At 47.5% G+C, this 23,837-nt stretch carries 22 protein-coding genes and 2 pseudogenes; 10 read left to right on the forward strand and 14 right to left on the reverse strand.

All coding sequences use genetic code 11. From position 1 onward, the window contains the following. The coding region (locus ATN88_RS10645; protein WP_198158367.1) for a trypsin-like peptidase domain-containing protein at nt 1–681 on the reverse strand (681 nt) is incomplete at its 3' end. A 471-nt stretch (nt 682–1,152) separates the two neighbouring features. Here ATN88_RS10645 and ATN88_RS10650 point away from each other — a divergent pair. From ATN88_RS10650 to ATN88_RS28890, 4 genes are all read left to right on the forward strand, one after another. Continuing rightward, entirely contained in the window at nt 1,153–1,548 is a 396-nt protein-coding gene (locus tag ATN88_RS10650; protein ID WP_067415318.1) for a hypothetical protein, read from the forward strand. A 146-nt stretch (nt 1,549–1,694) separates the two neighbouring features. Further along, nucleotides 1,695–2,489 carry an enoyl-CoA hydratase gene (locus tag ATN88_RS10655; protein ID WP_067415330.1) on the forward strand — a complete coding sequence of 265 codons (795 nt, stop codon included), beginning with the start codon at nt 1,695–1,697 and terminating at the stop codon, nt 2,487–2,489. Nucleotides 2,490–2,498: 9 nt separating this feature from the next. Then, nucleotides 2,499–3,323: an AMP-binding protein gene (locus ATN88_RS28885; RefSeq protein ID WP_269748131.1), complete on the forward strand. Its 825-nt coding sequence runs from the start codon at nt 2,499–2,501 to the stop codon at nt 3,321–3,323. Beyond that, nucleotides 3,254–4,147 (forward strand): AMP-binding protein, encoded by an 894-nt coding sequence (locus ATN88_RS28890; RefSeq protein WP_269748132.1) that lies wholly within the window; start codon nt 3,254–3,256, stop codon nt 4,145–4,147. Before ATN88_RS28885 ends, ATN88_RS28890 begins: the two co-directional genes overlap by 70 nt. A gap of 70 nt (nt 4,148–4,217) precedes the next feature. Here ATN88_RS28890 and ATN88_RS10665 read toward each other — a convergent pair whose 3' ends face one another. From ATN88_RS10665 to ATN88_RS10685, 5 genes are all read right to left on the reverse strand, one after another. Beyond that, nucleotides 4,218–5,633, reverse strand: a complete 1,416-nt coding sequence (locus tag ATN88_RS10665) for an aspartate kinase (RefSeq protein ID WP_067415333.1) — start codon at nt 5,631–5,633, stop codon at nt 4,218–4,220. 83 nt (nt 5,634–5,716) lie between these two features. Further along, nucleotides 5,717–6,103, reverse strand: a complete 387-nt coding sequence (locus tag ATN88_RS10670) for an ectoine synthase (RefSeq protein ID WP_067415336.1) — start codon at nt 6,101–6,103, stop codon at nt 5,717–5,719. 11 nt (nt 6,104–6,114) lie between these two features. Further along, a complete protein-coding gene (gene ectB / locus ATN88_RS10675; RefSeq protein WP_067415337.1) occupies nt 6,115–7,380 on the reverse strand; it encodes a diaminobutyrate--2-oxoglutarate transaminase in 1,266 nt (421 codons plus the stop codon). Nucleotides 7,381–7,411: 31 nt separating this feature from the next. Next, nucleotides 7,412–7,948, reverse strand: a complete 537-nt coding sequence (ectA, locus tag ATN88_RS10680) for a diaminobutyrate acetyltransferase (protein ID WP_067415339.1) — start codon at nt 7,946–7,948, stop codon at nt 7,412–7,414. A gap of 680 nt (nt 7,949–8,628) precedes the next feature. Beyond that, entirely contained in the window at nt 8,629–9,495 is an 867-nt protein-coding gene (locus ATN88_RS10685; RefSeq protein WP_067415345.1) for an aldo/keto reductase, read from the reverse strand. 211 nt (nt 9,496–9,706) lie between these two features. Between ATN88_RS10685 and ATN88_RS10690 the strand changes: the two genes are divergently transcribed. Then, complete coding sequence (locus tag ATN88_RS10690; RefSeq protein ID WP_067415346.1) at nt 9,707–10,969, forward strand: RNA polymerase sigma factor; 1,263 nt, start codon at nt 9,707–9,709, stop codon at nt 10,967–10,969. Here the strand turns inward: ATN88_RS10690 and ATN88_RS10695 are convergent. The 5 genes and pseudogenes from ATN88_RS10695 to rsgA all read right to left on the reverse strand — a co-directional run bounded on the left by ATN88_RS10695 (nt 10,966) and on the right by rsgA (nt 14,899). Further along, nucleotides 10,966–11,322, reverse strand: a complete 357-nt coding sequence (locus tag ATN88_RS10695; protein ID WP_067415348.1) for a YciI family protein — start codon at nt 11,320–11,322, stop codon at nt 10,966–10,968. The genes ATN88_RS10690 and ATN88_RS10695 overlap by 4 nt on opposite strands. A gap of 134 nt (nt 11,323–11,456) precedes the next feature. After that, a complete protein-coding gene (locus ATN88_RS10700) occupies nt 11,457–12,620 on the reverse strand; it encodes a glutathionylspermidine synthase family protein (protein ID WP_067415349.1) in 1,164 nt (387 codons plus the stop codon). Between the two features lie 2 nt (nt 12,621–12,622). Next, a complete protein-coding gene (locus ATN88_RS10705) occupies nt 12,623–13,120 on the reverse strand; it encodes a DUF1190 domain-containing protein (protein WP_232313098.1) in 498 nt (165 codons plus the stop codon). Nucleotides 13,121–13,187: 67 nt separating this feature from the next. Further along, a pseudogene (locus ATN88_RS10710) lies at nt 13,188–13,603 on the reverse strand (DUF350 domain-containing protein). Nucleotides 13,604–13,852: 249 nt separating this feature from the next. Further along, nucleotides 13,853–14,899: a ribosome small subunit-dependent GTPase A gene (gene rsgA, locus ATN88_RS10715; RefSeq protein ID WP_067415351.1), complete on the reverse strand. Its 1,047-nt coding sequence runs from the start codon at nt 14,897–14,899 to the stop codon at nt 13,853–13,855. 356 nt (nt 14,900–15,255) lie between these two features. On the opposite strand from rsgA, the pseudogene ATN88_RS10720 reads away from it, so the two are divergent. Both ATN88_RS10720 and ATN88_RS10725 read left to right on the forward strand, forming a co-directional pair. Next, a pseudogene (locus tag ATN88_RS10720) lies at nt 15,256–17,302 on the forward strand (prolyl oligopeptidase family serine peptidase). Between the two features lie 235 nt (nt 17,303–17,537). Further along, nucleotides 17,538–18,389: an alpha/beta hydrolase family protein gene (locus tag ATN88_RS10725; protein ID WP_067415352.1), complete on the forward strand. Its 852-nt coding sequence runs from the start codon at nt 17,538–17,540 to the stop codon at nt 18,387–18,389. 30 nt (nt 18,390–18,419) lie between these two features. Here the strand turns inward: ATN88_RS10725 and ATN88_RS10730 are convergent, their stop codons facing one another. Next, entirely contained in the window at nt 18,420–18,929 is a 510-nt protein-coding gene (locus tag ATN88_RS10730) for an RNA methyltransferase (RefSeq protein WP_067415353.1), read from the reverse strand. A 266-nt stretch (nt 18,930–19,195) separates the two neighbouring features. Between ATN88_RS10730 and ATN88_RS10735 the strand changes: the two genes are divergently transcribed. Together ATN88_RS10735 and ATN88_RS10740 are read left to right on the forward strand one after the other, a co-directional pair. After that, nucleotides 19,196–20,623 (forward strand): amidohydrolase family protein, encoded by a 1,428-nt coding sequence (locus ATN88_RS10735; RefSeq protein ID WP_067415354.1) that lies wholly within the window; start codon nt 19,196–19,198, stop codon nt 20,621–20,623. A gap of 19 nt (nt 20,624–20,642) precedes the next feature. After that, nucleotides 20,643–20,870, forward strand: coding sequence for a serine protease (locus ATN88_RS10740; RefSeq protein ID WP_067415355.1), 228 nt, complete (start codon nt 20,643–20,645; stop codon nt 20,868–20,870). 78 nt (nt 20,871–20,948) lie between these two features. On the opposite strand, the gene ATN88_RS10745 is transcribed toward ATN88_RS10740, so the two are convergent. Further along, complete coding sequence (locus ATN88_RS10745) at nt 20,949–21,377, reverse strand: hypothetical protein (RefSeq protein ID WP_067415358.1); 429 nt, start codon at nt 21,375–21,377, stop codon at nt 20,949–20,951. Nucleotides 21,378–21,675: 298 nt separating this feature from the next. Between ATN88_RS10745 and katB the strand changes: the two genes are divergently transcribed. Then, the gene (katB, locus tag ATN88_RS10750) at nt 21,676–23,136 is read left to right on the forward strand and encodes a catalase KatB (protein ID WP_067415361.1); all 1,461 of its coding nucleotides are present in this window, start codon (nt 21,676–21,678) and stop codon (nt 23,134–23,136) included. A gap of 55 nt (nt 23,137–23,191) precedes the next feature. Here katB and ATN88_RS10755 read toward each other — a convergent pair whose 3' ends face one another. Continuing rightward, nucleotides 23,192–23,692, reverse strand: a complete 501-nt coding sequence (locus ATN88_RS10755) for a GNAT family N-acetyltransferase (RefSeq protein ID WP_067415363.1) — start codon at nt 23,690–23,692, stop codon at nt 23,192–23,194. Nucleotides 23,693–23,837: the final 145 nt, after the last annotated feature.

The following is a 23,837-nucleotide window of genomic DNA, read 5'->3' on the forward strand; positions in this document are numbered from 1 at the left end:
AGTCAAATTTATCTTGTAATTAGTGCTTTGTCCTTTGGTTATGTTGTCATTGAATGTTTTTCTAACATTGTTTTTATGTGGTGGCTTGTCTTTTTGTAAACCAAAGTGCCCTTCAATTAATTTCAAGATGTGATTGAATCTTAATATGTATCCATGACCGTCGTCTACCTCAGTCAATATTCCACTTATGCTATTTGCAATATATAACACGCTTCCGCTATATCCTTGTTTCAATCCTCTATTTGAATCTGATGCTTTTATTTCAATTATCTCATTATGATTTACCGCAACAATATCGATTGGAGATCTCATTAAGCTTGCATCTTCCAGCATAGAAAATATCTCTCCATTGTTGACTACTGTTAAGATTGTATCTAGATCATTAATAGGTTGATGATTGATATCACCACAAGGTTTAGAAGTGCTTTCAACCTTCAATATTGCCAAGTCTTCTTCAAAGATATGCTCAATTTTGGCTATATGTTTCTTTCTGTCGGGAGTTAGAAGGTTAATTTTTTTTGCGTTACTAACTACATGTGCCGGAGTAATAACAAAACAATCGTTTTGATGAGAATAGAAGAACCCTTGACCAAATTGATTATCCGTAGAAATTAGCACATCTGAAGAGAGTGCGGTGGTTGAGAATATGGAGAAAATAAAAGCCATGAGATATAAACGCATGTTAACCCTCAAGTGTTGGACCTAATGTGCTAATTACTGCCCATATTGTACACTTCAAATGGATTTTCGTGTGTTGACTACATACCTTAGATGTGAAAGTCAAACATGCGTCGCACTATTCAATTCTAAGATGATACTTTCATATTTCTATTGGTTGAGTTGGGTCTAAATTCAATGTGAGTTTAGAATATGGTTGGTCTTGACTCTCTTTTTATGGATGAAACTGTTATTCATCTTAATTGTTAACCACATTCGGTTTTTCGATGGGCTAATCCTATGGGTAATCAACCACTGTCTAACTTCGAGTTCGCTAGAGTGGTAAACTGTGAAAGCCATATTTTTACAAAGTTGCCAGACTAGCTTACTACTTCGTTACCTACCGCACGCTTACATCAGAATTTTTTGAATACACTTCTTTCATGTCACCGCTCTTTATTCATCTGCATCAATCTCAAGCAAGGAGAAGACTCAATGAAAACGCTCTCTAGACTTGCTATTGAACATGCTACCCGCGCTGCGTTTGAAGACCTGCTCTCGCACGGCGTGATGTTTGATTCTGACATCATCGACAAAGCGCAAAACCTGCTTGGCGAACTTCTTTCCAGTCAGGTAGAAATCACCCCTGATAACGACCGCGTGTACATTGAAAAAGAGCGAAGAATTCACTGTGTCGCTAAAGAGTGGACAACCTATTACGTCACCCAATCTGAATACGAAGACGCGCTGCGAGATTGCGGCGGTGAGGAAGCCGAAGCGATTACCTTGCTGGTTGGTGCGGGGAAACTAAAGCGCGAAAGCCACGGTGACCACTCAATGGACATTCAAGAAGTCGTTGCGGAATTTGATGTGGAATACTCACCGACATAGAGCCTGAAAGCTGCCTCAAAGGTTCTGTAAGAGTCTTTTGCTTAAACAAATACGACAAGTCTCACTTCCAGCCTACGCTGCCTATTCTCTCTGGTCTGTAATAAATAGACGCTAACACGAAGTCTGTTAATGACAGGGAAGAGATAATGAGTGAATTGATTGAAAAAGCACTGAGCGGCGATGGCGTTTTGCGGCTAACGCTGAATAACTCGCAACGGCGAAATGCACTGTCTGAAGCTATGATCGAGGAGCTTCATCAAGCCATCAATGCCGCGGGCGAATCACCGGATGTGAAGGTGGTGGTCCTCTCTGGTAATGGTCCGGCGTTCAGTGCTGGGCATGATTTGAAAGAGATCACTGCGGCCAGAGAAGCTTCTGATAACGGTCGTGCCTTCTTTACCCGTCTTATCGAAAAATGCGCTGCCATGATGACGGCGATTGTTCACTGTCCTAAACCCGTTATTGCTGAAATTGATGGTATTGCGACTGCGGCAGGATGTCAGTTGGTAGCAAGCTGTGATTTAGCCTATGCCTCGGAGACGTCGCGCTTTGCCACGCCCGGTGTGAATATCGGTTTGTTTTGCTCAACGCCTATGGTTGCGCTATCTCGCAACGTCTCAAGCAAACACGCGATGGAAATGCTGCTGGTCGGTGACATGATCTCGGCATCAGACGCGGAGCGCATTGGCCTGATCAATCGCGTTGCCGAAGTAGAATCGTTGAACGCTTTCACCCAAGACATCGCCGAAAAGATTGCGGCGAAATCCTCCCTGACTCTTGCGATTGGTAAAGAGGCTTTTTATCGCCAGCAAGTGATGGATTTGCAACAAGCCTATGCCTATGCAGGCGAAGTGATGGTGAACAATATGCTGACCAAAGACGGCGAGGAAGGGATCACCGCGTTCGTCGAGAAACGTCCTCCGGTTTGGCGCAACGAATGAGGGGTAGGCATGACAAACCCTTATAACATTGGCCTCGATAAAAACGCCGCTAACTTCCAACCGTTAACGCCATTAGGGTTTCTAGAGCGTACGGCGTCAAGTTACCCAAATGTTACTGCCATTATTCATGGTGATCTTCGCATTGATTACCAGACGTTTTACGACAGAAGTCGTCAGCTAGGTGCGCAGCTTTACGCACTTGGCGTTGGTCGAGGCGATACGGTTTCCGCCATGTTGGCGAACACGCCTGCGATGCTGGAGTGCCACTACGGTGTACCAATGGCTGGCGCGGTGCTGCATTCCATCAATACTCGTTTGGAAGCGGGCACTGTTGCTTATCAGTTGGATCATGCTGACGCGAAAGTGGTGATTGTGGATGCCGAGTTCCTGGCTGTGATGAAAGAGGCGCTGAATCTGACAAAGGTCTCGCCTACCGTGATTGTCTATCAGGATACGCATTGCTCAGAGACGAACAGCACCGAGCAACACAATACTGGGCAGCCTGCGAGGTATTTGGATTACGACGCCTTTGTGGAACAAGGAGACAAAGACTTCGCATGGCTGATGCCAGAAGATGAGTGGGATGCGATTTCCATCAATTACACTTCTGGCACTACTGGGAATCCGAAAGGCGTAGTGTGTCATCATCGCGGTGCTTACCTGCTTGCATTGGGGAATGTGTTTACGGCGGATATGCCTAAATACTCTACCTATCTTTGGACGCTTCCGATGTTCCATTGCAATGTTGGTGCTTTCCTTGGACAATGTCCGCGATTTGCGGCACGCACGTTTGCCTGCGTCAGGTTCGCGCTGAACTCATTTGGCAGGCGTTAACCGAACATGGCGTTACTCACCTTTGTGGTGCGCCGATTGTCATGGATGTGATCCTGTCAGAGCAAGCTAAGCCCTTATCCAACGGCGTGGCGTTTTTCACAGCCGCCGCACCGCCACCTGAAAGTACGCTGGCGAAGATGCAGCACGCTGGCTTTGAGGTGACACACCTTTATGGCTTAGCCGAAGTCTATGGCCCTGCGGTAGTGAATGAATGGCATTTGGAGTGGGATGCGCTGGATATCGAAGAACAAGCCAAACTCAAAGCGCGACAAGGTGTGAGATATTTGCCGCTCGAAAGTCTGGATGTAATAAACCCGGAAACCATGGAGCCAGTGCCTGCGGATGGAAAAACCATTGGTGAGGTGATGTTTCGTGGCAATGTTGTGATGAAGGGATACTTTAAGAACCTTCCGGCGACGGAGTCGGCTTTTAAGGGCGGTTGGTTTCACTCCGGCGATCTCGCCGTGAAACACCCAGATGGTTATATCCAACTCAAAGATCGTTCCAAAGACATCATTATCTCTGGCGGGGAAAATATCTCATCCATCGAAATTGAAGATGTGCTCTACAAACACCCTGATGTTGCGGTTGCTGCGGTCGTCGCGTGCCCTCATGACAAATGGGGAGAAGTGCCTTTCGCCTTTATTGAATGCGCAGAAGGGAAAGCGGTAACGGAAGAGGTATTGAAAGCGTGGTGCAGTGAACGATTAGCAGGATTTAAAGTGCCCAAGCACTATGTCTTCACCTCGATTCCCAGAACACCGACAGGCAAAATCCAGAAATTCCAACTGCGGGAAGATGTGCTGAAACGCTTGGAAAAGTAGTTTCCCTAGCACTTTTGGGGAACAAAAAAGCCAGCGTGTGAACGCTGGCTTTACAGTATTATCTACAGCATCAAGCAATCTGCTTGGTTACTGTTTCTCTTGCGAAGAAAGCTTCATGCAAGGCACGAATCGCGTTTTCGTACATGTCGTCTTTTACTACGAACTGCACATTAACGTTGCGCATTGATGAGTGAACAGCAATCGGTGCAATGTCGTGGCTCATCAGTGCCAGCATGCCTTTGCTCAGTGTCGTGTTGGTGTTGATTTCTGCGCCGATGGCCGAAATCAGAGCCACCATATGACGGGTGATGGTCGAGTTCGGGAAACGCTTCTCAGCACGATACAGAAGCTGGTTCAGGTTTTTCGTCGCGCCACTTAAGTAGTAAGTGATGGAGTTAGCATTCATTTCTTTCCCAATCAGGCTGACGCGCTCTTCGTAGATGATTTCCATCATCTCGTAGCCAACGTTATCAACTTGACCCACCATTGCCTGATCGAAGATTTGCAGAGCGAATACCTTATTTTTGCCTGCGATGATCTCGATTTTCTCGCGCGTCGGCGCGTATTGCTGGGAAATCAAAGTGCCTTTGTGCTCTGGTTCAAAGGTGTTTTTGATTTGCAGTGGAATGTTCGCCTGACGCAAACCAGAAGCCGCATTCGGGTGGATCGCTTCCATGCCGAGGTTAGCCAGTTGGTCTGCTACATCAAAGTTGGTTTGGCCGATAGGCAATACGTTTTCTGGACCGGCGATACGAGGGTCAGCACTGCTCAGGTGGTATTCTTTGTGAATGATCGCGATATCCGCTTTGGTGATGCTGGCGATGCGGCTGAACGTCATTTCGCTATAGCCGCGATCGTAGGTTTTCATCAAGCCTTCATCGCAGTACGAGTAGCCAGTGACGATTGGCAGCTCGGTTTTCACATCAATGTCTTGGAACGCGCAGGCGATCACTTCATCAAGGTTTCCTGAGAACTTGTCATCCCAGCTTGAGAGGTCAACGAATTTGGCGTTGATGCCCAAAGACTTAAGCTTCAATGCTGTGTTAAACGCGCTGTGCGCTTCACCGATGGAAGACAAAAACTCGCGAATTTGCGGCAAGTACTGACGCAGGGTGAACTGGCCGTATTGGCAGGTCGCGAGGATGTTGGTGATACAGTTTTGCGCGTCATCTAGACGAGCAGAAATGTATTTATCAGCGCGAGCACGGCTAACGGTGTCTTCGAAGATTTCTGCGTTAATGCCGACAAGACGTTGCTTCAATGCCGCGAACGCATCAATCCAACCGTCTTCACGTTTAGCCACTAATTGGTAAATGCCTGGGTCGCCAGTACGTTTACTTTCAAGCAGCGCATCTGTGATGCCACCGTATGCAGAAACAACAAATACGCGGTTGTAGGGTGATTCAGGGCGAAGAAAAATATTGTTCAGTACGGCGTCAAACGCCGACATTGACGTACCACCGATTTTTTCAACGGTATAAGTCATGGGTAAATCCTTTACTTGAGCGTGCAGACAGCAATCTGCAGGTAACAAAAGGGGAGCAAACATGCTCCCCAAATGAGGCGGGATCAGTCGACCAGCGGGTAAACGCCGTTTTCGTCGTGAACCTCTTGCCCAGTGATTGGCGGGTTAAACACGCAAGCCATCACCATCTCTTTACCTTCATAAGCGCGCAGGTAATGCTCGTCATGCTTGTCCAAGATATACAGCGTGCCCGGTTTAATTGGGTAGGTTTTGTCGCCGACCACTTCAATTTCACCTTCACCCGACATGCAGTACACAGACTCCAAGTGGTTTTGGTAGTGGATGTGGGTTTCGGTGCCACCAAAGATAGTGGTGATATGGAAAGAGAAGCCCATTTTGTCGTCTTTCAACAACATACGGACACTTTCCCACGTTTCCGATACCACGCGGCGTTCGCTGTTCTTACACTCTTCCAGAGTTCTTACGATCATGACTTATTCCCTTAAGATGCTTTCTTGGTTGCTTTCTCTGCAACGCTTTCTACGGCCTTTTCAAAAATCTGCAGGCCTTTTTCGAGTTCAGTTTCTGTGATGGTCAATGGACAGAAGAATTTAACCACTTCATCGTTCGGTCCTGCTGTCTCAATAACCATATTCAGCTCAAAACAACGCTGTGAAATCGCGGATGCCAAATCACCGTCTTTACACTCGATGCCTTGCATCATGCCGCGGCCTTTGCCTTTCACGAACAAAGAAGGGAATTTGTTCAAGGTTTTGTCGATGACCTTTTTCACCTGCTGGCTGCGTGCGGCAATGTGGTTTTCAAAGCTGTCTTCTGCCCAGTAGGTTTCAATCGCTTTGGTTGCCGTGATGAATGCATGGTTGTTACCACGGAACGTACCGTTGTGCTCGCCAGGTGACCACTTATCCAGCTCTGGTTTGAGCAGAACGATGGCCATTGGCAGACCATAACCACCGATAGATTTAGACAATGTCACCATGTCTGGCTTGATGCCAGATGGCTCAAAGCTAAAGAAGGTACCTGTACGGCCACAACCTGCTTGAATGTCATCGACAATGGTCAGGATGTCGTGCGCCTTACAAATCTTAACCAGCTTTTGTAACCACTCGTTTGACGCAACGTTCAGGCCGCCTTCACCTTGCACCACTTCCAGAAGCACGGCTGCTGGCTTATCGAAGCCGCTTGAGTTGTCGTTAAGCATGGTTTCGAACAGGGCCAGACCGTCAACACCTGCATAGCCTTCATATGGAATGCGTAAGGTGCCTGACAGCGGCATGCCAGCACCACCTCGGTGGTGTTGGTTACCTGTTGCTGCCAGCGCACCCATGGTGCAGCCGTGGAAGCCGTTGGTGAAGGTAACAATGTTGGTTCGGCCAGTGACTTTACGCGCGAGCTTCATCGCCGCTTCAACGGCGTTGGTGCCAGTTGGGCCAGTAAACTGCACTTTGTAATCAAGATTTCTAGGGGTGAAGATGTGATTACGGAGTGCGGTCAAGAAGCTGGCTTTGGCTTCTGTGTGCATGTCCAAGCCGTGCGTAATGCCGTCTTTTTCAATGTATTCAATGAGTGCTTGCTTCAACACTGCATTGTTGTGCCCATAATTTAGCGACCCTGCACCGGCAAGAAAATCGATATGCTTCTGTCCATCCTCAGTATGTAGCCATACGCCTTTTGCTGACGTGAAGACAACTGGGAAGCTGTTACAGTAAGATTTTACGTTCGACTCTTGCTTGTTAAAAATATCCATGTCTGGTCCGTTTCTACTCTTAATTTAATTTCTACTTCAAAGGGATACGGTAGAGATACTCAGTATCGTGGTGTCCTTTGAAGTGCTGTTCTTGGTCTAAAAACACCGATACAGAACCTCGTTTTCCATTCGCGGTATCGAGTTTTTTAAATAAGCTCCAAGACCCTTCGTTTGATTTAGTGATAGTGGTTTCAACTGCACTGACATTGCTGAGGTGTTCGCGCTGTAGAAGCGTTTGCAGCATGCGGTAGGCCAATCCTTTTCCACGGCTAGATGCCGAGACTGCCACTTGCCAAACAAACAGTTCTGACGGTGCTTCCGGCTTTAAGTACGCAGAAATAAAGCCAGCGACTTCGCCTTCGTGTTCGGCCAAGATGCAGGTCTTGTTGAAATGGGAGGATTGGAGAAAGTTACAGTAGGAGGAGTTTTCGTCGAGAGGGGGGCAGTTAGCGATCAAGTTATGAATCTTGATTCCATCACCTTTGTTGGGAACACGAAATACCAGGGCATCCAGTTCCTTTTTCAAACGCGCCGTTACTACACTGTGGTCGATCGTTTCGGTACTCATCAATTATCCAAATCATTTAGAGGTCTAAACATTTAAACCCTTTAAAGGATACATTGATATGTTCAATTTTCAAGCTTCCGTCACAGCACTGAGACTTTTTGAGGCTAACTTTATGTTTTCAAATAGACATTAAATTTTAATGAATTCAGGTAATCATTTAGAGGTATAAAGAATAATTCAAAAAATCGTCACTTTTTGTGTGCTTTTTCTTACTATGCCTTTGCATGGCGTAGGTTGAGACGTATTGATAACTGACGTTTTAAGTTGATGTGATGATGGGGCAATATTTGCTCACAATCACAAAACGTAGACCGAGGTGATGATTGGACTAAAGTTGTAAGTAATGAATTTATCTGTTTGTTTTTATTGTATTAACTAGTCTTTTTTTCTAACTAAACCAGAGATAATTGACGGGTTTGGGGGGAGTAATTTATGGCTTTATCGCCGTTCGCCTTGCGCTCATTTCTTTTTTGTCAAAACTCAAAAACATCCCTACGCACTGTTTTGGTGAGATAGCGCATTCTTTCAAGCAAAAATATTGTAATAAAAAGATTTTGTTACAGGTTATTTCGATAGAGATCTATCTATTTAGCGTAAGGAAAGGGCTACTTTTCTGAGGATAAAGCATGTGCCACAAGAAGGTGCATGCGCTGCATCTTCTTGTGGCGACAAAAGTGGGTTTAGCGAAGTCTGCGCACCAACATGAGGTTTTCTTTCAAGTGCTTAACGTTGCTTGTCATGCAAACGGGGAAAATGCCTTGGTTGGCGATGTTACGCAGCACAATGGCGGAAGGGCTCATCAATAACATATCTGCTTCGGCGCGTAGCTCTGCGATAAAACGTTTGTTCTCTGGCGTGTCGTACTCTTCTGGCAATGTCCCTTTGTGCTCAAACGCGCCATTTAGCAGAGGCGAGTAGGCAACGATAGTCACGTCAGGATTGGCGTCTTTAAGCAGTGCTTGAATGTCGTTGGTCAGACAAAGCTGAACGCCAAAATCTAAATTGGGTTTTGGGTGGATCACTGTGTGGCGGTATTGTGCGTAGCTGATGGGTGCCAGTGCTTTGCGTTCAATCAATACACAGAGGTCGCTCAGTCTGTCTAAGGTGTAGTTGGACACACCCAGCTTTTTGACGATACCTCGGTTTACGTAATCGGTCAGCGTTTCCCACGTTTCTTCTAGTGGCGTATTCAGATCATCAATATGGGCGTAGAGCACATCAATGTAATCGGTACCTAAACGCGCCAAAGCCGCACTGACTGCACTATCAATTGCTGCTTTGCTCAAGCCTTCAGCCGTGGCAAAGTCTTTACCATCAAGCGGCATGGCACCAATCTTGGTATGGATTTCTACCGAGTCGCGGTCGATGGTTTTCAGCCAATCACCAACCACTTGTTCGCTTTCGCCACCTTTGCCTGCCCAAAACGCATACGCGTTCGCGGTATCAATTACCGTCCCTCCCATGTGAATGAATGCATTTAGTACGTCAAAGGCGTCTGAAGAAGAGATGGTTGTACCAAAGGCGGCTGTACCTAAACCTGCTTTCATAGGAGATCCTTACTGGTGATGCAGAAGAGTATTGCGAGCGTTTCTTCTGAGTGTGGAGTGCATTCAAAAGGATAGAGAGCTTGTGTTGTCAGTGAAAGCACTCGTTTCGGGTATAAGAACAAACTTATTTTACCGAAATGATTTCTCGGCAATGTATCAATCTAGGAGCAATACTCAATTCATTACGGTACGGACGCGAAAAGGCCCTTAATTGTCTAAAAGATTGGAAGAAATCTATCGTCAGGAGTCATCAAAGATACTGGCGGCACTCATCCGTATTTTTGGTGTTGAGAACGTCGATTTGGCGGAGGACACCTTGCATGAAGCGTTCGGGAAAGCGTTAACGCATTGGCAAGAAAATGGTGAGCCAGAAAACCCCGGCGCATGGTTGATGCTGACGGCAAAAAACCATGCCATCGATGTGATTCGAAAGCACCGCCACAATGTAGAGTTCGCTGATGATATCGCGGTATTGCTCGACAGTGAGTGGACGCTATCAACCACGCTAGATGGGGCGTTTAGCGAACAGGCATTGCAAGAAGACATGCTGAATATGATCTTTTGGTGCTGCCACCCGAACATTAAGATTGATAACCAGTTACCGATTATCTTAAAAGCCCTCTGCGGCTTCTCTCTTCCAGCGATTTCGAATGCACTGTTTTTGCCTGAAGAAACCGTAAAAAAGCGGCTGCAAAGAACAAAGCAGCAACTCAAACAATACCCGCTTAAACGCCCTGATGAGGCGCACATGGCGGAATCACTCTCGTCTGTACATCTGGCGTTATACCTTCTGTTCAACGAAGGCTTGTATTGCTCTGATGAGAAGAAACTCATCAACATCGATTTTTGTAAAGAGGCAATGAGTTTGTTGGCAAGGCTCATTGCAGCCCCGCAGGTTGCCAGTCGTGAAACGCTAGCCCTGTATGCCTTGATGCATTTCCATATGGCACGGCTTGAATCCCGCGTTGATAAAGATGGCTTGCCCGTGCCTTTAGACCTTCAAAATCGTGAGTGTTGGGACAGAACCCAGATTCAACAAGGGCTGCAATGGCTAGCGTTTGCTCGAACCAACGTTCAAGACGAGGACATAAGATCTCGTTTTATGCTGGAAGCCATGATTGCCAGCGAACATTGCAAAGCAGCGTTGTTTGATGACACAAACTGGCGAGAAATAGAACGTCTGTATGACGCCTTATATGAAGTGACCGCTTCGCCCGTGTCGCTACTAAATCAGGCGGTGGCCAATGCGTATTTGAACGACATGACAAAGGCGGTGGCTTTGGTGCATGAAGTGAACGATGAAAAGCGTTTGAGTGAGTCACATCTGCCCGATGCGACCCTGGCGCATATTTACGCCAAATGCGGCGATGAAACCGCCGCCAATGCTCATGCAAAAGCGTCGATGGCGAAAGGAGGCACCCAACAAGAGCAGCAACTGATGTTGTCTCAAATTGAGCGCCTCTTACGGGGTTAGCAATTACCCATTTGGACAACTTCTCGCACTTCTAAGCTCACGCCAGGAGAGAGGAAAATCGGGCATTCATTGGCGATTTGCAATGCCTCTTCCATGGTTTCTGCTCGGATGATGGAGTAGCCACTCACCAATTCTTTCAGTTCTGCGGCAGCGATGTCTGTGACGACTTTATTCGGATCCATGCGCTTACCTGAAAAATGCAAGGGTGATCCGCCAGTGACAAGTTGATCAGAGGCTGCCAGCTTTTCCATCCACGCTTGCCATTGACCCATGATCGCCGCCATTTCATCAGGCGTTGATTTCGTTGCCCAGTCTGGATCGCCACCTTGATAGATAAACATAAAGTCTTTCATGCTTGTTACTCCGTGTAATTGATTGAGGGTGAGATTCAACTCTCGGTAAGACAACGGATGAGCAAAATAAAAAGGGACACTTTTTTGCGTCCCTTTTAAAAATAGTCTGTGCACACCGAATTGTGCGGTCGGGTTTAAAGAATGATATGAGGCAGATAGCGGGCAAGATCTTGGGTGATCAAGGATGCGTCTTCGCGAATGGAAATCCCCGCGGCACGATCGTTTACCAGCCAACTGCCGATCAAGGTATAGTTGTCACCAAACTTGGGAAGCGGCTGATATTGCTGAACAATGGCTTGGCTCGCGTTGTATGGGCCATCGGTTTTGAAGTGTGTTTTCCCGTTTCTTACGACTTCAATGTTTGCGCCTTCACGCGAGAAAAGCGGTTTGACCACATAGTTCTCGAGGTGTGAGGCATTGGCATCGTCGGCAAAGTAGGAAGGCAACAAGTTAGGATGATTGGGATGAAGCTTCCAAAGCATTGGCAGTAGAGCTTTGTTCGACAATACCGACTTCCACATGGGCTCTAACCAGTTAATGGTGGCTGAACCTAAATACTGCGCGTACTCCTCGTCGAACATGAACTCCCACGGGTAGAGCTTGAACATCCAACGAATTTCTCGGCCTGTGGTATCCACAAACTCATTGCGATCGTTGATGCCTATATCTTCGACATAAACAAAGCCGGTTGAGAGCCCGGCTTCTTTGGCGCAATCTTCAAGATATTGCACCGTTGCACGGTCTTCTTCTGTGTCCTTGCAGCAACTGAAATGGAGTCGCTGGCCGGGTTGACGACGAGACAACTCAGCAAACCGCGCCATGATGAAATCTTGCAAGATATTAAACTGATCGGCACTTTGGTGAATGCGTCCGCTATCGACCACATCCTCTAGCCAGACCCATTGCCAGAACCCTGTCTCAAACAGTGAGGTGGGCGTATCGGCGTTGTTCTCATAGAGCTTGGCAGGATTGACTCCGTCGTAGGTAAAATCAAGCCGTGCGTAGAGAGAAGGATCGTTGCGCTTCCATGATTGAACGACAAGATCCCACATGGATGCTGGGATCCCAAATCGGCGGAGTAAAACTTCATCGCGCACCACCCGATCAACCACATCAAGACACATTTGGTGGATTTCTTCAGTCGGCTTTTCCAGATCGCCTTCGATTTGCTTTAAATTGAACTGGTAATAGGCGGTTTCATCCCAGTAAGGCTCGCCATACATGGTATGAAACCCAAAGCCGTATTTCTGCGCGAGGGCGCGCCAATGGGGACGTTCTGCGATTTCCCGTCGGAACACGCTTAGCCACCTCGGCTTGATGAAACGGATTTACCAAAGCCGCCGCGTGACATCACGTTGCCTATGGTGCCGCCTGATTTCTTGGTAGAACTGGACGAGACTTTCGCCGGTTTACCAAACGATCCTGCGAGCTTTGCGCCATCACTGGAATACAGGCCACCGCGATAGCGGTAAACGGGTTTGGAGTAGTAACGCTTTTTCTTCTTTTTGAAGTAATCATCATCCAAGGCATTGGCAAAGAAGAACCCTGCCAGTGCGGGAATAAACCACGAGCCGTAGCGTTCACACCCTTCCTGAAAATCAGATTCACAGGCGTATTGGCTTTGATAGCGAGGCGCATCTTGGGCGGCGTCTTCCACGGCATCTTTGTAGGCAACTTGGCATTGCGCCACTTCTTCTGGAAAAGCGTTTGAGCACTCCTGCGCGTTTTGGAACACAAAGCCTTCGGTTTGCGGCTCAAAGAAGCACCCTGATATACCGCCCACAAAAGTAAACGGCACCGCTTTAGTGCTTTGTTCATGGATGCGCGTTTGACGTTCTGACTTCTTTTCATGACAGACTCCTACATCAGTAAGTCAGACATGCAGCATTCAAGATGCCAATCGAGACGGAGACGACAGCGAGGATGATACCTGCGGGCAGTTCATCGTTCTCAATGCGCTCTGTCAGCTCTTTTAAAAGCAAAAAACGCACGATGGCAAATGCAATGAACTGGCTGATCATGCAATGACGCCCCACACCGCAAAATCGACGATATCGACGGAATTTTTCGCAGCCCCAGCGATAGCCAAGCAGTAGCCCAAGAACGCACCGCCCAAGGCAACGGCCGCAGTGACGCTTTTCTGATCTTTGATCAGTGCCCATTCATCGTAAGGTGTGACGCGCACATAGATGAATTTAAACACCAGCACAAAGACCAAAGAGGTCGCAAAGTAGATAAGAAAATTCGGTAGGCCAGAGAGCAGTCCCGAGAGCAATTCCATATGTCGTTTCCTATTGTTTCACGTATTTTGAGCATAGAGGGTTTCATGCAAAGTGGGTTATACACTACCTAACTTTACGGAAAGGTTTTGTGTTAAAAGTGAACAGCATAGGGATTGAGCGAAAGAATGCGATGGAGATGGGCTGAAAATGAAAAAGCGCGCGCCCGAATCAGGCAACGCGCTTTGTATGTGGTGCTTTAACGTTGATGGCAGATTAACTGCGCGTGCAGCGCAAAAAGCGACTGCTGATCAAAAGCCTTTGTTTTTACGGTTTTGCTTTTGTATGTCGTACACCATTTGGGTAAACGCTTTGTCTTTGGCACGTTTGGTCGCAATGGTGGCTGAGTTGCGTGCATCTTCGCGTTGCAGCTTTTGGTAGTTGTTGAGGCGCCGCTCATCAATCGTACCCGCTTTCAATGCTGCTTGGATTGCACAGCCTGGCTCATTGTGGTGCTGACAGTCGCTAAAACGACATTGCGCTTCAAGCTCTTTAATGTCGGCGAAGACATTACTGATGCCTTCTTCGGTATCGAAGATTTGAAGCTCACGCATCCCCGGTGTATCCAGCAATACGGCACCAGACGGTAGACAGTGCAAACTGCGCGACGTGGTGGTGTGTCGGCCTTTGCTGTCGCTTTCGCGAATCCCACCTGTTGCCTGCACGTCATCACCCATTAGGGTATTCGCCAAGGTCGACTTACCTACGCCAGATGAGCCCATGACAACAAGGGTTTTACCTTGTTTAAGCCAAGGTTTCAGTGTGTCGATTGTGCTTGCGTCTAGGCCGTTTACCGCTTCGACATAAAGCAGGGGAGACAGTGCTTCTACCGACTGTTTTCTGTCGTACATGGTGTCTTCGTCAACCAAGTCTCGCTTGGTGAGAATCACCACAGGTTCAACGTCTGCCTCTGAACACATCGCCAAATAACGTTCAATGCGGTTGAGGCTAAAGTCGTTGTCGAGCGCACACACAATAAAAGCGGTGTCGACGTTTGCAGCAATAAGCTGCTCTTTGACCTTTGAACCTGCTGCTTTACGGGCGAACAGGGATTGTCTGTCCAGCAAACGCAGAAACTGCCCGGTATCGTCAAGCAACACCCAGTCGCCCACCGTCATTGATGGAAACGAAGGATGAATCTCCAAAGGAGTTGTACCGCTTTCACTGACGAGAACAAACTGGCTTCTGTGATGCTCAGCAATTCGCGCGATGTGCGTGTTTTCGTAATCGTCGAGTGTCAACTGCTGTTGGAATACAGGTTGCCAGCCAAGTTGGTTAAGCGATGAAAATGATGTCATTGGTCTTTCCCTACGCACAGAGTCACGCTCTGTGAGATAAAATTACAGAGTTAGGTAGGGTCAATGCTATAAATATGGACCCCGGTTTTATTCACCGGGCAAGATGGGTTTGATTCTGATGGGAAGTAACGGTGTGAAAGTTGTTTACGCGTTGCTTCTATCAGCGAGCAAATCCTGCCGGGTGGGTCATTGTTACAATCATTTTATTCCTCCTGGTTTTGCCACGATTTTTCATGACACTTATCTCGTTTGAATTCGCGGCGAATCTAACATGAAGATCTTTCTGCTGTAAAGCTGTCGGTTATCGTATTGTCTGTTGATGAAGATCTTCCCTCGACACATTCATGGAGAGAGCTATGTTCCGTTATCCGGAGACCCGAAAAGACACCACGGTTGATACCTATTTCTCAACAAATGTTGCAGATCCTTACCGCTGGCTTGAAGACGATTTAAGCGAAGAAACCGCGAAGTGGGTTGAAGCGCAAAATACGGTGACGTTTGCTATCTCAACAGTATTCCGTTTCGCGGTGCCATCAGGGAACGATTAGAAGCGGCCAATAACTATGTGAAAGAGTCGGCCCCTTTCAAGCGTGGTGACTTCACCTATTTCTACCGCAATGACGGTCTGCAAAATCAAACCGTGGTTTATCGCTTCAAAGACGACATTCGTGCTGCGGTTGTGTTTCTAGACCCGAACACCTGGAGTGATGAAGGCACAACTCTCTCGACCAACTACGTTTTTCCCGCGACGACAAATATATTGCCTACTCCACGTCAGAAGGCGGCAGTGATTGGCGCACCATCTATGTCATGGATGCCGAGTCTGGCGAACTGCTGGGCGATAAGATTGAGAATGTGAAGTTCTCTGGCATTGAATGGCGAGGAAGTGAAGGATTCTATTATTCCACCTACGACAAGCCAGAAGGCAGTGAGCTCTCAGCGCGGACAGAGCACCACAAGCTTTACTTTCATAGGCTAGGCACTGCGCTTCAAGACGACGAATGTGTTTTTGGTAACGAAACCGACCCGCAGTTTCGTTATGTGGGCGGATATACGACGGAAGACGATCGCTATTTGGTGATCAGCGGTGCCAATGCCACGTCGGGCAACATGCTGTATGTACAAGATTTACAGATGGGCACCGAGTGTATTTGCTTGACTCATGATGACAGTGCTGACAGCGATGTGGTTGATCATATCGATGGCAAACTGCTTATCTACACCAACTTGGATGCGCCAATGGGACGCATCGTTAGCGCGAACGCTCAAACGCCAACACAAGATGGCTGGGTAGACGTTATCCCGGAAACCGAACATGAACTGAGCTTCACGACAGGCGCAGGGTATCTTTTCATCAGCTATTTGGTGGATGTACAAACGCAGGTGAAGCAGTACCGTATGAACGGTGAGTTTGTCAGAGACATTGCTCTGCCGGGCGTGGGGATGGCGTCAGGTTTTGGCGGACGCAAGAAAGACAAAAACCTTTACTACAGCTTCACCAACTACACCACTGCCAGCAATACCTACTTGTTTGATCCAGAGTCCGGGGATGCCGTGCTGTATCGCAGAAGTGCTTGTGTTATCGACAGTACTCAACTGGAATCTAAACAGGTTTTCTATATCTCGAAAGATGGCACTAAAGTGCCGATGACCATTTGTTACCGCAAAGGCATCACATTGGATGGCAGAAACCCCACCATTTTGTATGGTTACGGCGGTTTTAATATCAGCTTAGAGCCGAGCTTTAATCCGAGTGTGGCGAGTTGGATTGAGATGGGCGGTGTTTACGCTGTTGCTAACCTTCGCGGCGGCGGTGAATACGGCAAAGCGTGGCACAAGGCGGGCACGCAGCAACAAAAACAAAATGTCTTCGATGACTTTATTGCGGCGGCAGAATATCTGATTGCTCAGCAATATACTTCGTCGGAAAAGCTTGCCATTCGCGGCGGTTCAAACGGCGGTTTGCTGGTGGGCGCGTGTATGACTCAACGCCCTGAGCTGTTCAAAGTAGCACTGCCTGCGGTGGGTGTGTTGGACATGTTGCGCTACCACACCTTTACCTCAGGCGAAGGCTGGGCCTATGACTACGGTACGTCAGCGCAGAGCGAAGCGATGTTTACGTACCTTCTTGGTTATTCGCCTGTTCACAACGTAAAAGAAGGCGAGAGATATCCATCCACGTTAGTCACAACGGCCGATCACGACGACCGCGTTGTGCCTGCACATTCCTACAAGTTCATTGCAGAACTTCAGTCTAAACAGTCTGGTGAGAACCCTGTGTTGATCCGTATTGATGTCAATGCAGGACATGGCGCAGGCATGCCAATGCACAAAGTGCTGGATTTGAACGCAGACGTGTATGCCTTCTGCTTCGACCAAATGGGGTTTGAGCCTAAGCTTTGATGTAATGTCGAGACAAGATAAAAACGCGCTGGTGGGCGCGTTTTTTCTTTTGAGAAGGCTATTTTCTATCGTAAGTCTCATAACATCACAGCGATTACAGTTAGCTTAAACAACGACATGTTAATCGGGTTGTGTTTCATTGATTCACGTTTCCAGAAGGATGATTAACGGGCTATAAAGCAACGAGTAAAGCAGAGCACTAAGCCTGTTTGAACGCAGACAGAAGGAATTGAACATGTTTGACCGGATACAAAAACACGCGTTAATCAGCACAGTTCTTTTGGCATTCAGTTTTGGCGTTGTAGCCGAAGAAATTGTGATGGTTCCCGTCTCCCTTGACGGTGAAACCGTTCAACTTGAAATGCTTATCTACAAACCCGATGCCATTGAGAAGCCTAGACCCACCCTTGTCCTCAACCATGGCTCGACGGGCTATGGCAATGATCCAAGCCTTTTCACCGCGAAAGTCGATTATTTTCATCCCATCATTGATCACTTCATTGCGAGAGATTGGGTGGTGATTGCGCCGATGCGACGCGGACGTGGTGGTTCCGAGGGGCTTTATGATGAAGGCTTTGACGAGGCACGAACTTCATACACCTGTGAAACCGACTTATCACTGAAAGGGGCTTACCGCGGGTTGGATGACATTCATGCGTCTGTTGAGGCGATTTCAACCATGCCGTTTGTCGACAAAGATCGCTTGGTTATCTCAGGAGTATCTCGAGGCGGAATTCTGAGTACTGCCTATGCGGGCATATATCCTGATGATGTTAAAGGCGTGATTAACTTTGTAGGCGGTTGGATATCAGATTGGTGTTCAACGGCAGATGACATTAATGGTGCGCTATTTCGCGACGGCGGAAAAGCGAAGGTGAGTTCAATTTGGTTGTATGGCGAGAACGACTCCTTCTATTCGATGGCGCATTCACGCAATAACTTTGACACCTATGTCTCAGCGGGTGGCGATGGAGAGTTTCATACCATTGAGTTGGATGATGAAATCAACGGGCACTTTGTGAATATGTACTCCAATACATGGACCAAGCTAGTGGACGAATACTTGAAACAAATCGACGTCGAGTAGAAACAAAACAGGGGCTATAGGCCCCTGAATTCATTTAACAACGCGCAATCTGTTTCGGTTGTCTCTGCTGCTTTTGATCAGCTCATCACCTTGAACAATATTGTCTGATTTTGCTAAGCGATCATAAAGTACCACATTCACTGTTGCTGCTAAGTTCATGCAACCAACGGTTGGTACATACACCACATGGTGCGCTTTCTTCACGATGTCTTTCGCAATAGAACCATCTTCTGGACCAAAGATATAAATCGCCTTTTCAGGGTGTTCAAATGAGGGCAGGGAGGTTGCGCCCACAGCTAGCTCGACACACACGATTTCGACACCGTCTTCTAGGTTTTCAGTTAACGAGGCTACGCCATTTAGTGGAATCGTATCGATGGCATCTTGGGTGTCGGTATAGAACTTAGCGGCCCTGTCGTACCGTACACCAGTATAGCGCACTTCACCCGCTTGATAACATCTCGACGCACGCAACACGGCTCCCACATTGGAGGGGCTTTTCGGGTTATCTAGCCCGATGATCACGGTGGCGTTTGTCATTGGAAATGTCTCTTTGCGTTAATCTGAAAGTAAAGCCGCGTATAGCTGGGCTTTAGAAAGGGCGGCATTCTAGCAAAAGAGAATCTTTTTCTCTAAATCAAATAACGCCCTTCCTCAACATAGGTGCTGGCAATATAAGTATTTACTAACTTATTCGCACTGTGAGCTTCATCAATGTGTGCTGAAACGAAGTCATTGCCTAAACCTTCAATGCTCCCTACTCTGAGCCTCCTATTCATTATTCTCTTTTTCTATTCGCTGCACCCATGAACTCAAAACTAAAATCAGCCATTGCGCTCGCGCTACTTGGTGTTTCTTCGCTTTCCTATGCACAAACTGATGTCAGTCTGATCATCAAAAACGGTCAAGTGCTGACCATGAACTCGCAAAAAGAGGTTTATGATAACGGTGTTGTCATTATCAACGAAGATGCCATCGTTGCCGTCGGTGATGAATCTCTATTAAAGACCTATACCTCTAAAAACATCATTGATGCCGAGAATGGCATTGTGATGCCGGGCATGATCAACACTCACAATCACTTGCCGATGATAGCGTTTCGAGGCCTTGGCGAAGAGGGCATCGAAAACCGTTTGTTTGCTTACTTTTTCCCACTGGAAGCGAAAAAGCTAAACCGCAATGTGATTTATCAAGCTACGCGATTGGGTACGCTCGATCTCGCGCAAAGCGGCGTGACAACGTATGCCGATATGTATTACCACGTCGATGAAATGGCGAAAGCGACCAAAGAAATTGGCTTACGTGCGGTACTGGGTGAAACCGTGATCAAGTTTCCAGTCGTCGATGCGAAAGACCCGTTTGGCGGGATTGAATACGCCAAGCCGTTTATCGAGCAATACAAAAACGACCCGCTGATCACGCCTGCTTTGGCACCACATGCGGTTTACACCGTCTCTGAAGCTAAGTTCAAAGAGATCGATCTGCTTTCAGCTAAATACGACATTCCGGTGCTGGTGCACGTGTCTGAATTTGGTAACGAAAGCGAGCGTATTGAAGGCAATACTGACAAGCTTAGCCCAATTGAATGGCTGGATAGCATCGGGGTGCTGAATGACCGCATGGTGCTTGCCCACACCATCCACATCGACGATGAAGATATCGCTCTGGTGAAAAAATCCGGTGCAGGTATTGCTTATAACCCAATGGCGAATGCGAAAGGCGCGACAGGCATTGCGCCAGCGTGGGACATGTATAAATTGGATATTCCGATGGGGCTGGGTACAGATGGCCCGATGAGCTCGAATCAAGTCGACCTGTGGCGCACGCTCAGCTATGCCGCAAACATGCAACGCTTAAAACACAACGACCGCACTATCATGATCCCTGAACAAGTGATTGAGCTGGCGACGATTGGCGGTGCCCGTGCACTGCACATGGACGATGAAATTGGTTCGTTGGAGGCAAACAAAAAGGCAGATGTGATAATCGTGGAAACACAGTCTGCCAATATGCGTCCTTCCTATGACCCTTATGCCACGCTTGTTTATCAAGCGAACCCGAGCAATGTGGTGACCACCATCGTAAATGGCGATCTTGTCATGCAGGACAGAGTCATGAAAAACGTCGATACAGATGACATTCACCAAGCCATTGATAAGATAGAGTCAGATATCGCGGCGTTCGCGAAAGAATTGGCCAAAGAGGCCATTAAATCTCCTAGCTTGATGAAATAAGTCTTTAGAGGATGTGGATATGAAAAACGTGTCTCTCGCTGTTGCTGCGCTTTTGCTAGCTGCTGGGTGCAGCTCTCCCTACGATTCTGGCAAAGTTGGTGCGGATAAGGACGAGCATGGCTGTATAGGCTCGGCAGGCTACGCTTGGTGCGCTTCAACAAACCAGTGTGAACGTTCGTGGGAACTGGCGAAAGACAAAGGTTTTGAAAACACGGAAGAGAACTTTGACGCGTATTGCGCGCAATAACGTCAGCGTTGTTTCGCCCTTATGTGAAATTAAAAAACGCGCGTTTGCGCGTTTTTTGATTCTCCACCGTCGTTTAGATTAGCGACATCGGTTAGCTGACATCATGACGTTAGTGATGTGGTTTACTCCATAGCTGGACGAATCATCGTTTCGGATGTCTACAGAGATGTAATTCCCCTGGTCGAGGTAATCGACGAGCGCAGGGCTGTTGCACACTTTTTCGAAGACAAAACGTTTAGCATTGTCGCGAAGTCGATCCAGCTCTTGGGGCTTGTCGCCTAGCCCTGAAATAGCAAGCGCGATCGAAATCGTGTTGTCCTCATTTGAAAACCACACCAGTTTCAGTCTCTCATCATCGCCGACAAAGTAGTCTGAAAAAGCCGCTTTCTGCTCCCTCAACGCTTGTTCTTCTAACGCCTCGTATTTGCAATAACTTAGCGTATGCAGCGTTACCACCAACAGAAAGATGGTGTAAGCAATCATTTTTGACTTCAGAAAGTTGCGCATCTTTTGAAAATTCGTCGCGTGGTGGATTCTCGGATGTTTGATTATTTATTGCTCGAATGGGTTACGCAAGGGTTGTTACATCTTGGTTGGGTTAGTATTCACTCTGTGAATCATCTTCCTTGTGATTAATCCGCTTTGGAAACATCAGGTTAATGATTGTGCCGAGTAAGTAATATTTGATGTCGATATTATGATTTATATCAATATAAAATTTTACAACTCATCCGAAAATCCCGATGAATTGAAACGAAATTATTTCTTGTTCACATGAATGCAGGAATATTCAAAGGGATAGAACATGGAAAATACCACTTACCTGACCAGTCAAAATGGTGCACCCGTTGCTGATGATCAAAACTCGTTAACAGCCGGTGAACGCGGCCCCGTCCTTCTTCAAGATTGGCATTTGATTGAAAAGCTTGCTCACTTCAACCGTGAGCGAATTCCTGAGCGTATCGTGCATGCAAAAGGCACGGGTGCTTACGGTAAATTTACTCTGACACGCGATTTGAGCGAATTTACTCTGGCTGACCACTTCAATGGTGTTGGCAAAGAAACCGAAACGTTCGTTCGTTTCTCGACTGTTGGCGGAGAAATGGGATCGGCAGATGCAGAACGTGACCCTCGCGGATTTGGTGTTCGTTTCTACACAACCCGCGGTAATCACGACATCGTAGGCAATAATACGCCAACGTTTTTCTTGCGAGATGGCATTAAGTTCCCTGACTTCATCCACACCCAAAAACGTAATCCACATACCAACTTGAAAGATCCTCAAGCGATGTGGGAGTTTTGGTCGTTGAACCCTGAGTGTATGCACCAGGTGACGGTGTTGATGTCCGACCGTGGTATTCCAGCTAACTACCGTCAGATGCACGGTTACGGCTCTCACACGTATTCATTGTGGAATGCAAAGGGTGAGCGTTTCTGGGTGAAATTCCACTTCAAGAGTCAGCAAGGTGTTGTGAACCTGACCAACGATCAGGCGGCTACCTTACGCGGTATTGACCCAGACTCAAGCCAACGTGATCTGGTTGTGGCCATTCAAGATGGCAACTTCCCACGCTGGAGTGTGAATGTTCAAATCATGCCTGAAGCAGACGCGAACACGTACCACATTAACCCGTTCGACTTGACCAAAGTGTGGCCGCATGGCGACTACCCGCTGATTGAAATCGGTGAGCTTGAGCTGAATCGTCTGCCAGAAAACTACTTCGCAGAAGTTGAGCAAGTCGCACTGGCACCAAGTAACTTGGTTCCAGGTGTGGGTGCGTCGCCAGATAAAATGCTGCAAGCACGTCTGTTTGCTTACGCAGATGCACAACGCTACCGTTTGGGCGCGAACTACAACCATTTGCCAGTAAACTGCCCACATGCGGCTAAAGCAAATCATTACCAGCGCGCGGGCGCGATGGCGGGCACAGCCTGTCCATATCATGGTCATCAAACGGGGAACGATGCCGCGGCAAACTTTGGTCCGAACCAGCAAGACAAACTTGTTGAAGCACCAGAGTTCAAAGAGCCGCCACTGCGTTTGGAGAGTGAAGTGGATCGTTACAGCCGCTACAACCAAGATGATTACACCCAAGCGGGTAACCTGTACCGAATCTTCAGTGAAGACGAGAAAGCGCGTCTGATTGAAACCATCTGCGGTACCTTGTCTCAGGCGTCCGATGACGTTCAACGTTCGATGGTCGAGCATTTCGCGCATGCGGATGCAGATTACGGTCAGCGCATCGCAACGACCTTGGGACTGTAAATTCGCTAAAAACTGAAAAGCCGGCATTGCCGGCTTTTTTATTTGAATGAGGAAGTTACAGAAACTTCTCAATCAAAATTTCATCAATGTATTTGCCGTTAATCTTGGCATGTTTTTTCGCTCTGCCAATCACTTCAAAACCGTGCTTGCGGTAGGTGTTGAGTGCCGCTTCGTTGTCTTCACGCACGTAAGCAAACAGCTTTTCATATCCCATGGTTTTGGCTTTTTCAAACGTGCCCGCGAAAAGCGAAGACGCGACACCTTGGCGACGGCTGTTTGCGCTTACATAGGTGCCGATAATGCCAACATGGTCAAAAGAGCGCGTGTAGCTTGCGAAAGGTTCTACGGTTTGAAACCCGACAATTTCGGATGTTTCGTCGTGTTGAGCCACGCTGAAAACGCCGTTTTCGCTAAACACTTGAATAAAGAATTGCTCTTCCTCAAGCGTAAAAGTGGAGTCCAAAATCGTGTATCGGCCATCTTCAATGATTGGATTTAAGATATCGATAATGCCTTGTGCATCTTGAAGGGTGACGTTTCTAACCGTCAATGACATATGTGTATTTCCATGGGGATTTATCTCATCGGCGCAGCGTACCTTAAACGCTGAATTTTGGCGAGAAAACCAGAGGTGGCGTCTGCCAACAATACGCATTAAAAAGGCCACAACAAGGGTTGTGGCCTTTGAGGGTATAGATGGG

It is taken from the genome of Enterovibrio coralii (genome assembly GCF_001559595.1).
Lineage (GTDB): Bacteria > Pseudomonadota > Gammaproteobacteria > Enterobacterales > Vibrionaceae > Enterovibrio > Enterovibrio coralii.

Excerpts from the sequence above, each read along its gene's own strand:
- ATN88_RS10665 (WP_067415333.1), bottom strand. The coding sequence starts at position 5,633 with ATGACTTATACCGTTGAAAAAATCGGTGGTACGTCAATGTCGGCGTTT.
- ATN88_RS28890 (WP_269748132.1), top strand. The coding sequence starts at position 3,254 with ATGTCCGCGATTTGCGGCACGCACGTTTGCCTGCGTCAGGTTCGCGCT.
- rsgA (WP_067415351.1), bottom strand. The coding sequence starts at position 14,899 with ATGACATCATTTTCATCGCTTAACCAACTTGGCTGGCAACCTGTATTC.
- ATN88_RS10670 (WP_067415336.1), bottom strand. The coding sequence starts at position 6,103 with ATGATCGTAAGAACTCTGGAAGAGTGTAAGAACAGCGAACGCCGCGTG.
- ectB (WP_067415337.1), bottom strand. The coding sequence starts at position 7,380 with ATGGATATTTTTAACAAGCAAGAGTCGAACGTAAAATCTTACTGTAAC.
- ATN88_RS10730 (WP_067415353.1), bottom strand. The coding sequence starts at position 18,929 with ATGACAAACGCCACCGTGATCATCGGGCTAGATAACCCGAAAAGCCCC.
- ATN88_RS10685 (WP_067415345.1), bottom strand. The coding sequence starts at position 9,495 with ATGAAAGCAGGTTTAGGTACAGCCGCCTTTGGTACAACCATCTCTTCT.
- ATN88_RS10755 (WP_067415363.1), bottom strand. The coding sequence starts at position 23,692 with ATGTCATTGACGGTTAGAAACGTCACCCTTCAAGATGCACAAGGCATT.
- ATN88_RS10740 (WP_067415355.1), top strand. The coding sequence starts at position 20,643 with ATGAAAAACGTGTCTCTCGCTGTTGCTGCGCTTTTGCTAGCTGCTGGG.
- ATN88_RS10745 (WP_067415358.1), bottom strand. The coding sequence starts at position 21,377 with ATGCGCAACTTTCTGAAGTCAAAAATGATTGCTTACACCATCTTTCTG.
- katB (WP_067415361.1), top strand. The coding sequence starts at position 21,676 with ATGGAAAATACCACTTACCTGACCAGTCAAAATGGTGCACCCGTTGCT.
- ATN88_RS10735 (WP_067415354.1), top strand. The coding sequence starts at position 19,196 with ATGAACTCAAAACTAAAATCAGCCATTGCGCTCGCGCTACTTGGTGTT.
- ATN88_RS28885 (WP_269748131.1), top strand. The coding sequence starts at position 2,499 with ATGACAAACCCTTATAACATTGGCCTCGATAAAAACGCCGCTAACTTC.
- ATN88_RS10650 (WP_067415318.1), top strand. The coding sequence starts at position 1,153 with ATGAAAACGCTCTCTAGACTTGCTATTGAACATGCTACCCGCGCTGCG.
- ATN88_RS10725 (WP_067415352.1), top strand. The coding sequence starts at position 17,538 with ATGTTTGACCGGATACAAAAACACGCGTTAATCAGCACAGTTCTTTTG.
- ATN88_RS10695 (WP_067415348.1), bottom strand. The coding sequence starts at position 11,322 with ATGAAAGACTTTATGTTTATCTATCAAGGTGGCGATCCAGACTGGGCA.
- ATN88_RS10655 (WP_067415330.1), top strand. The coding sequence starts at position 1,695 with ATGAGTGAATTGATTGAAAAAGCACTGAGCGGCGATGGCGTTTTGCGG.
- ectA (WP_067415339.1), bottom strand. The coding sequence starts at position 7,948 with ATGAGTACCGAAACGATCGACCACAGTGTAGTAACGGCGCGTTTGAAA.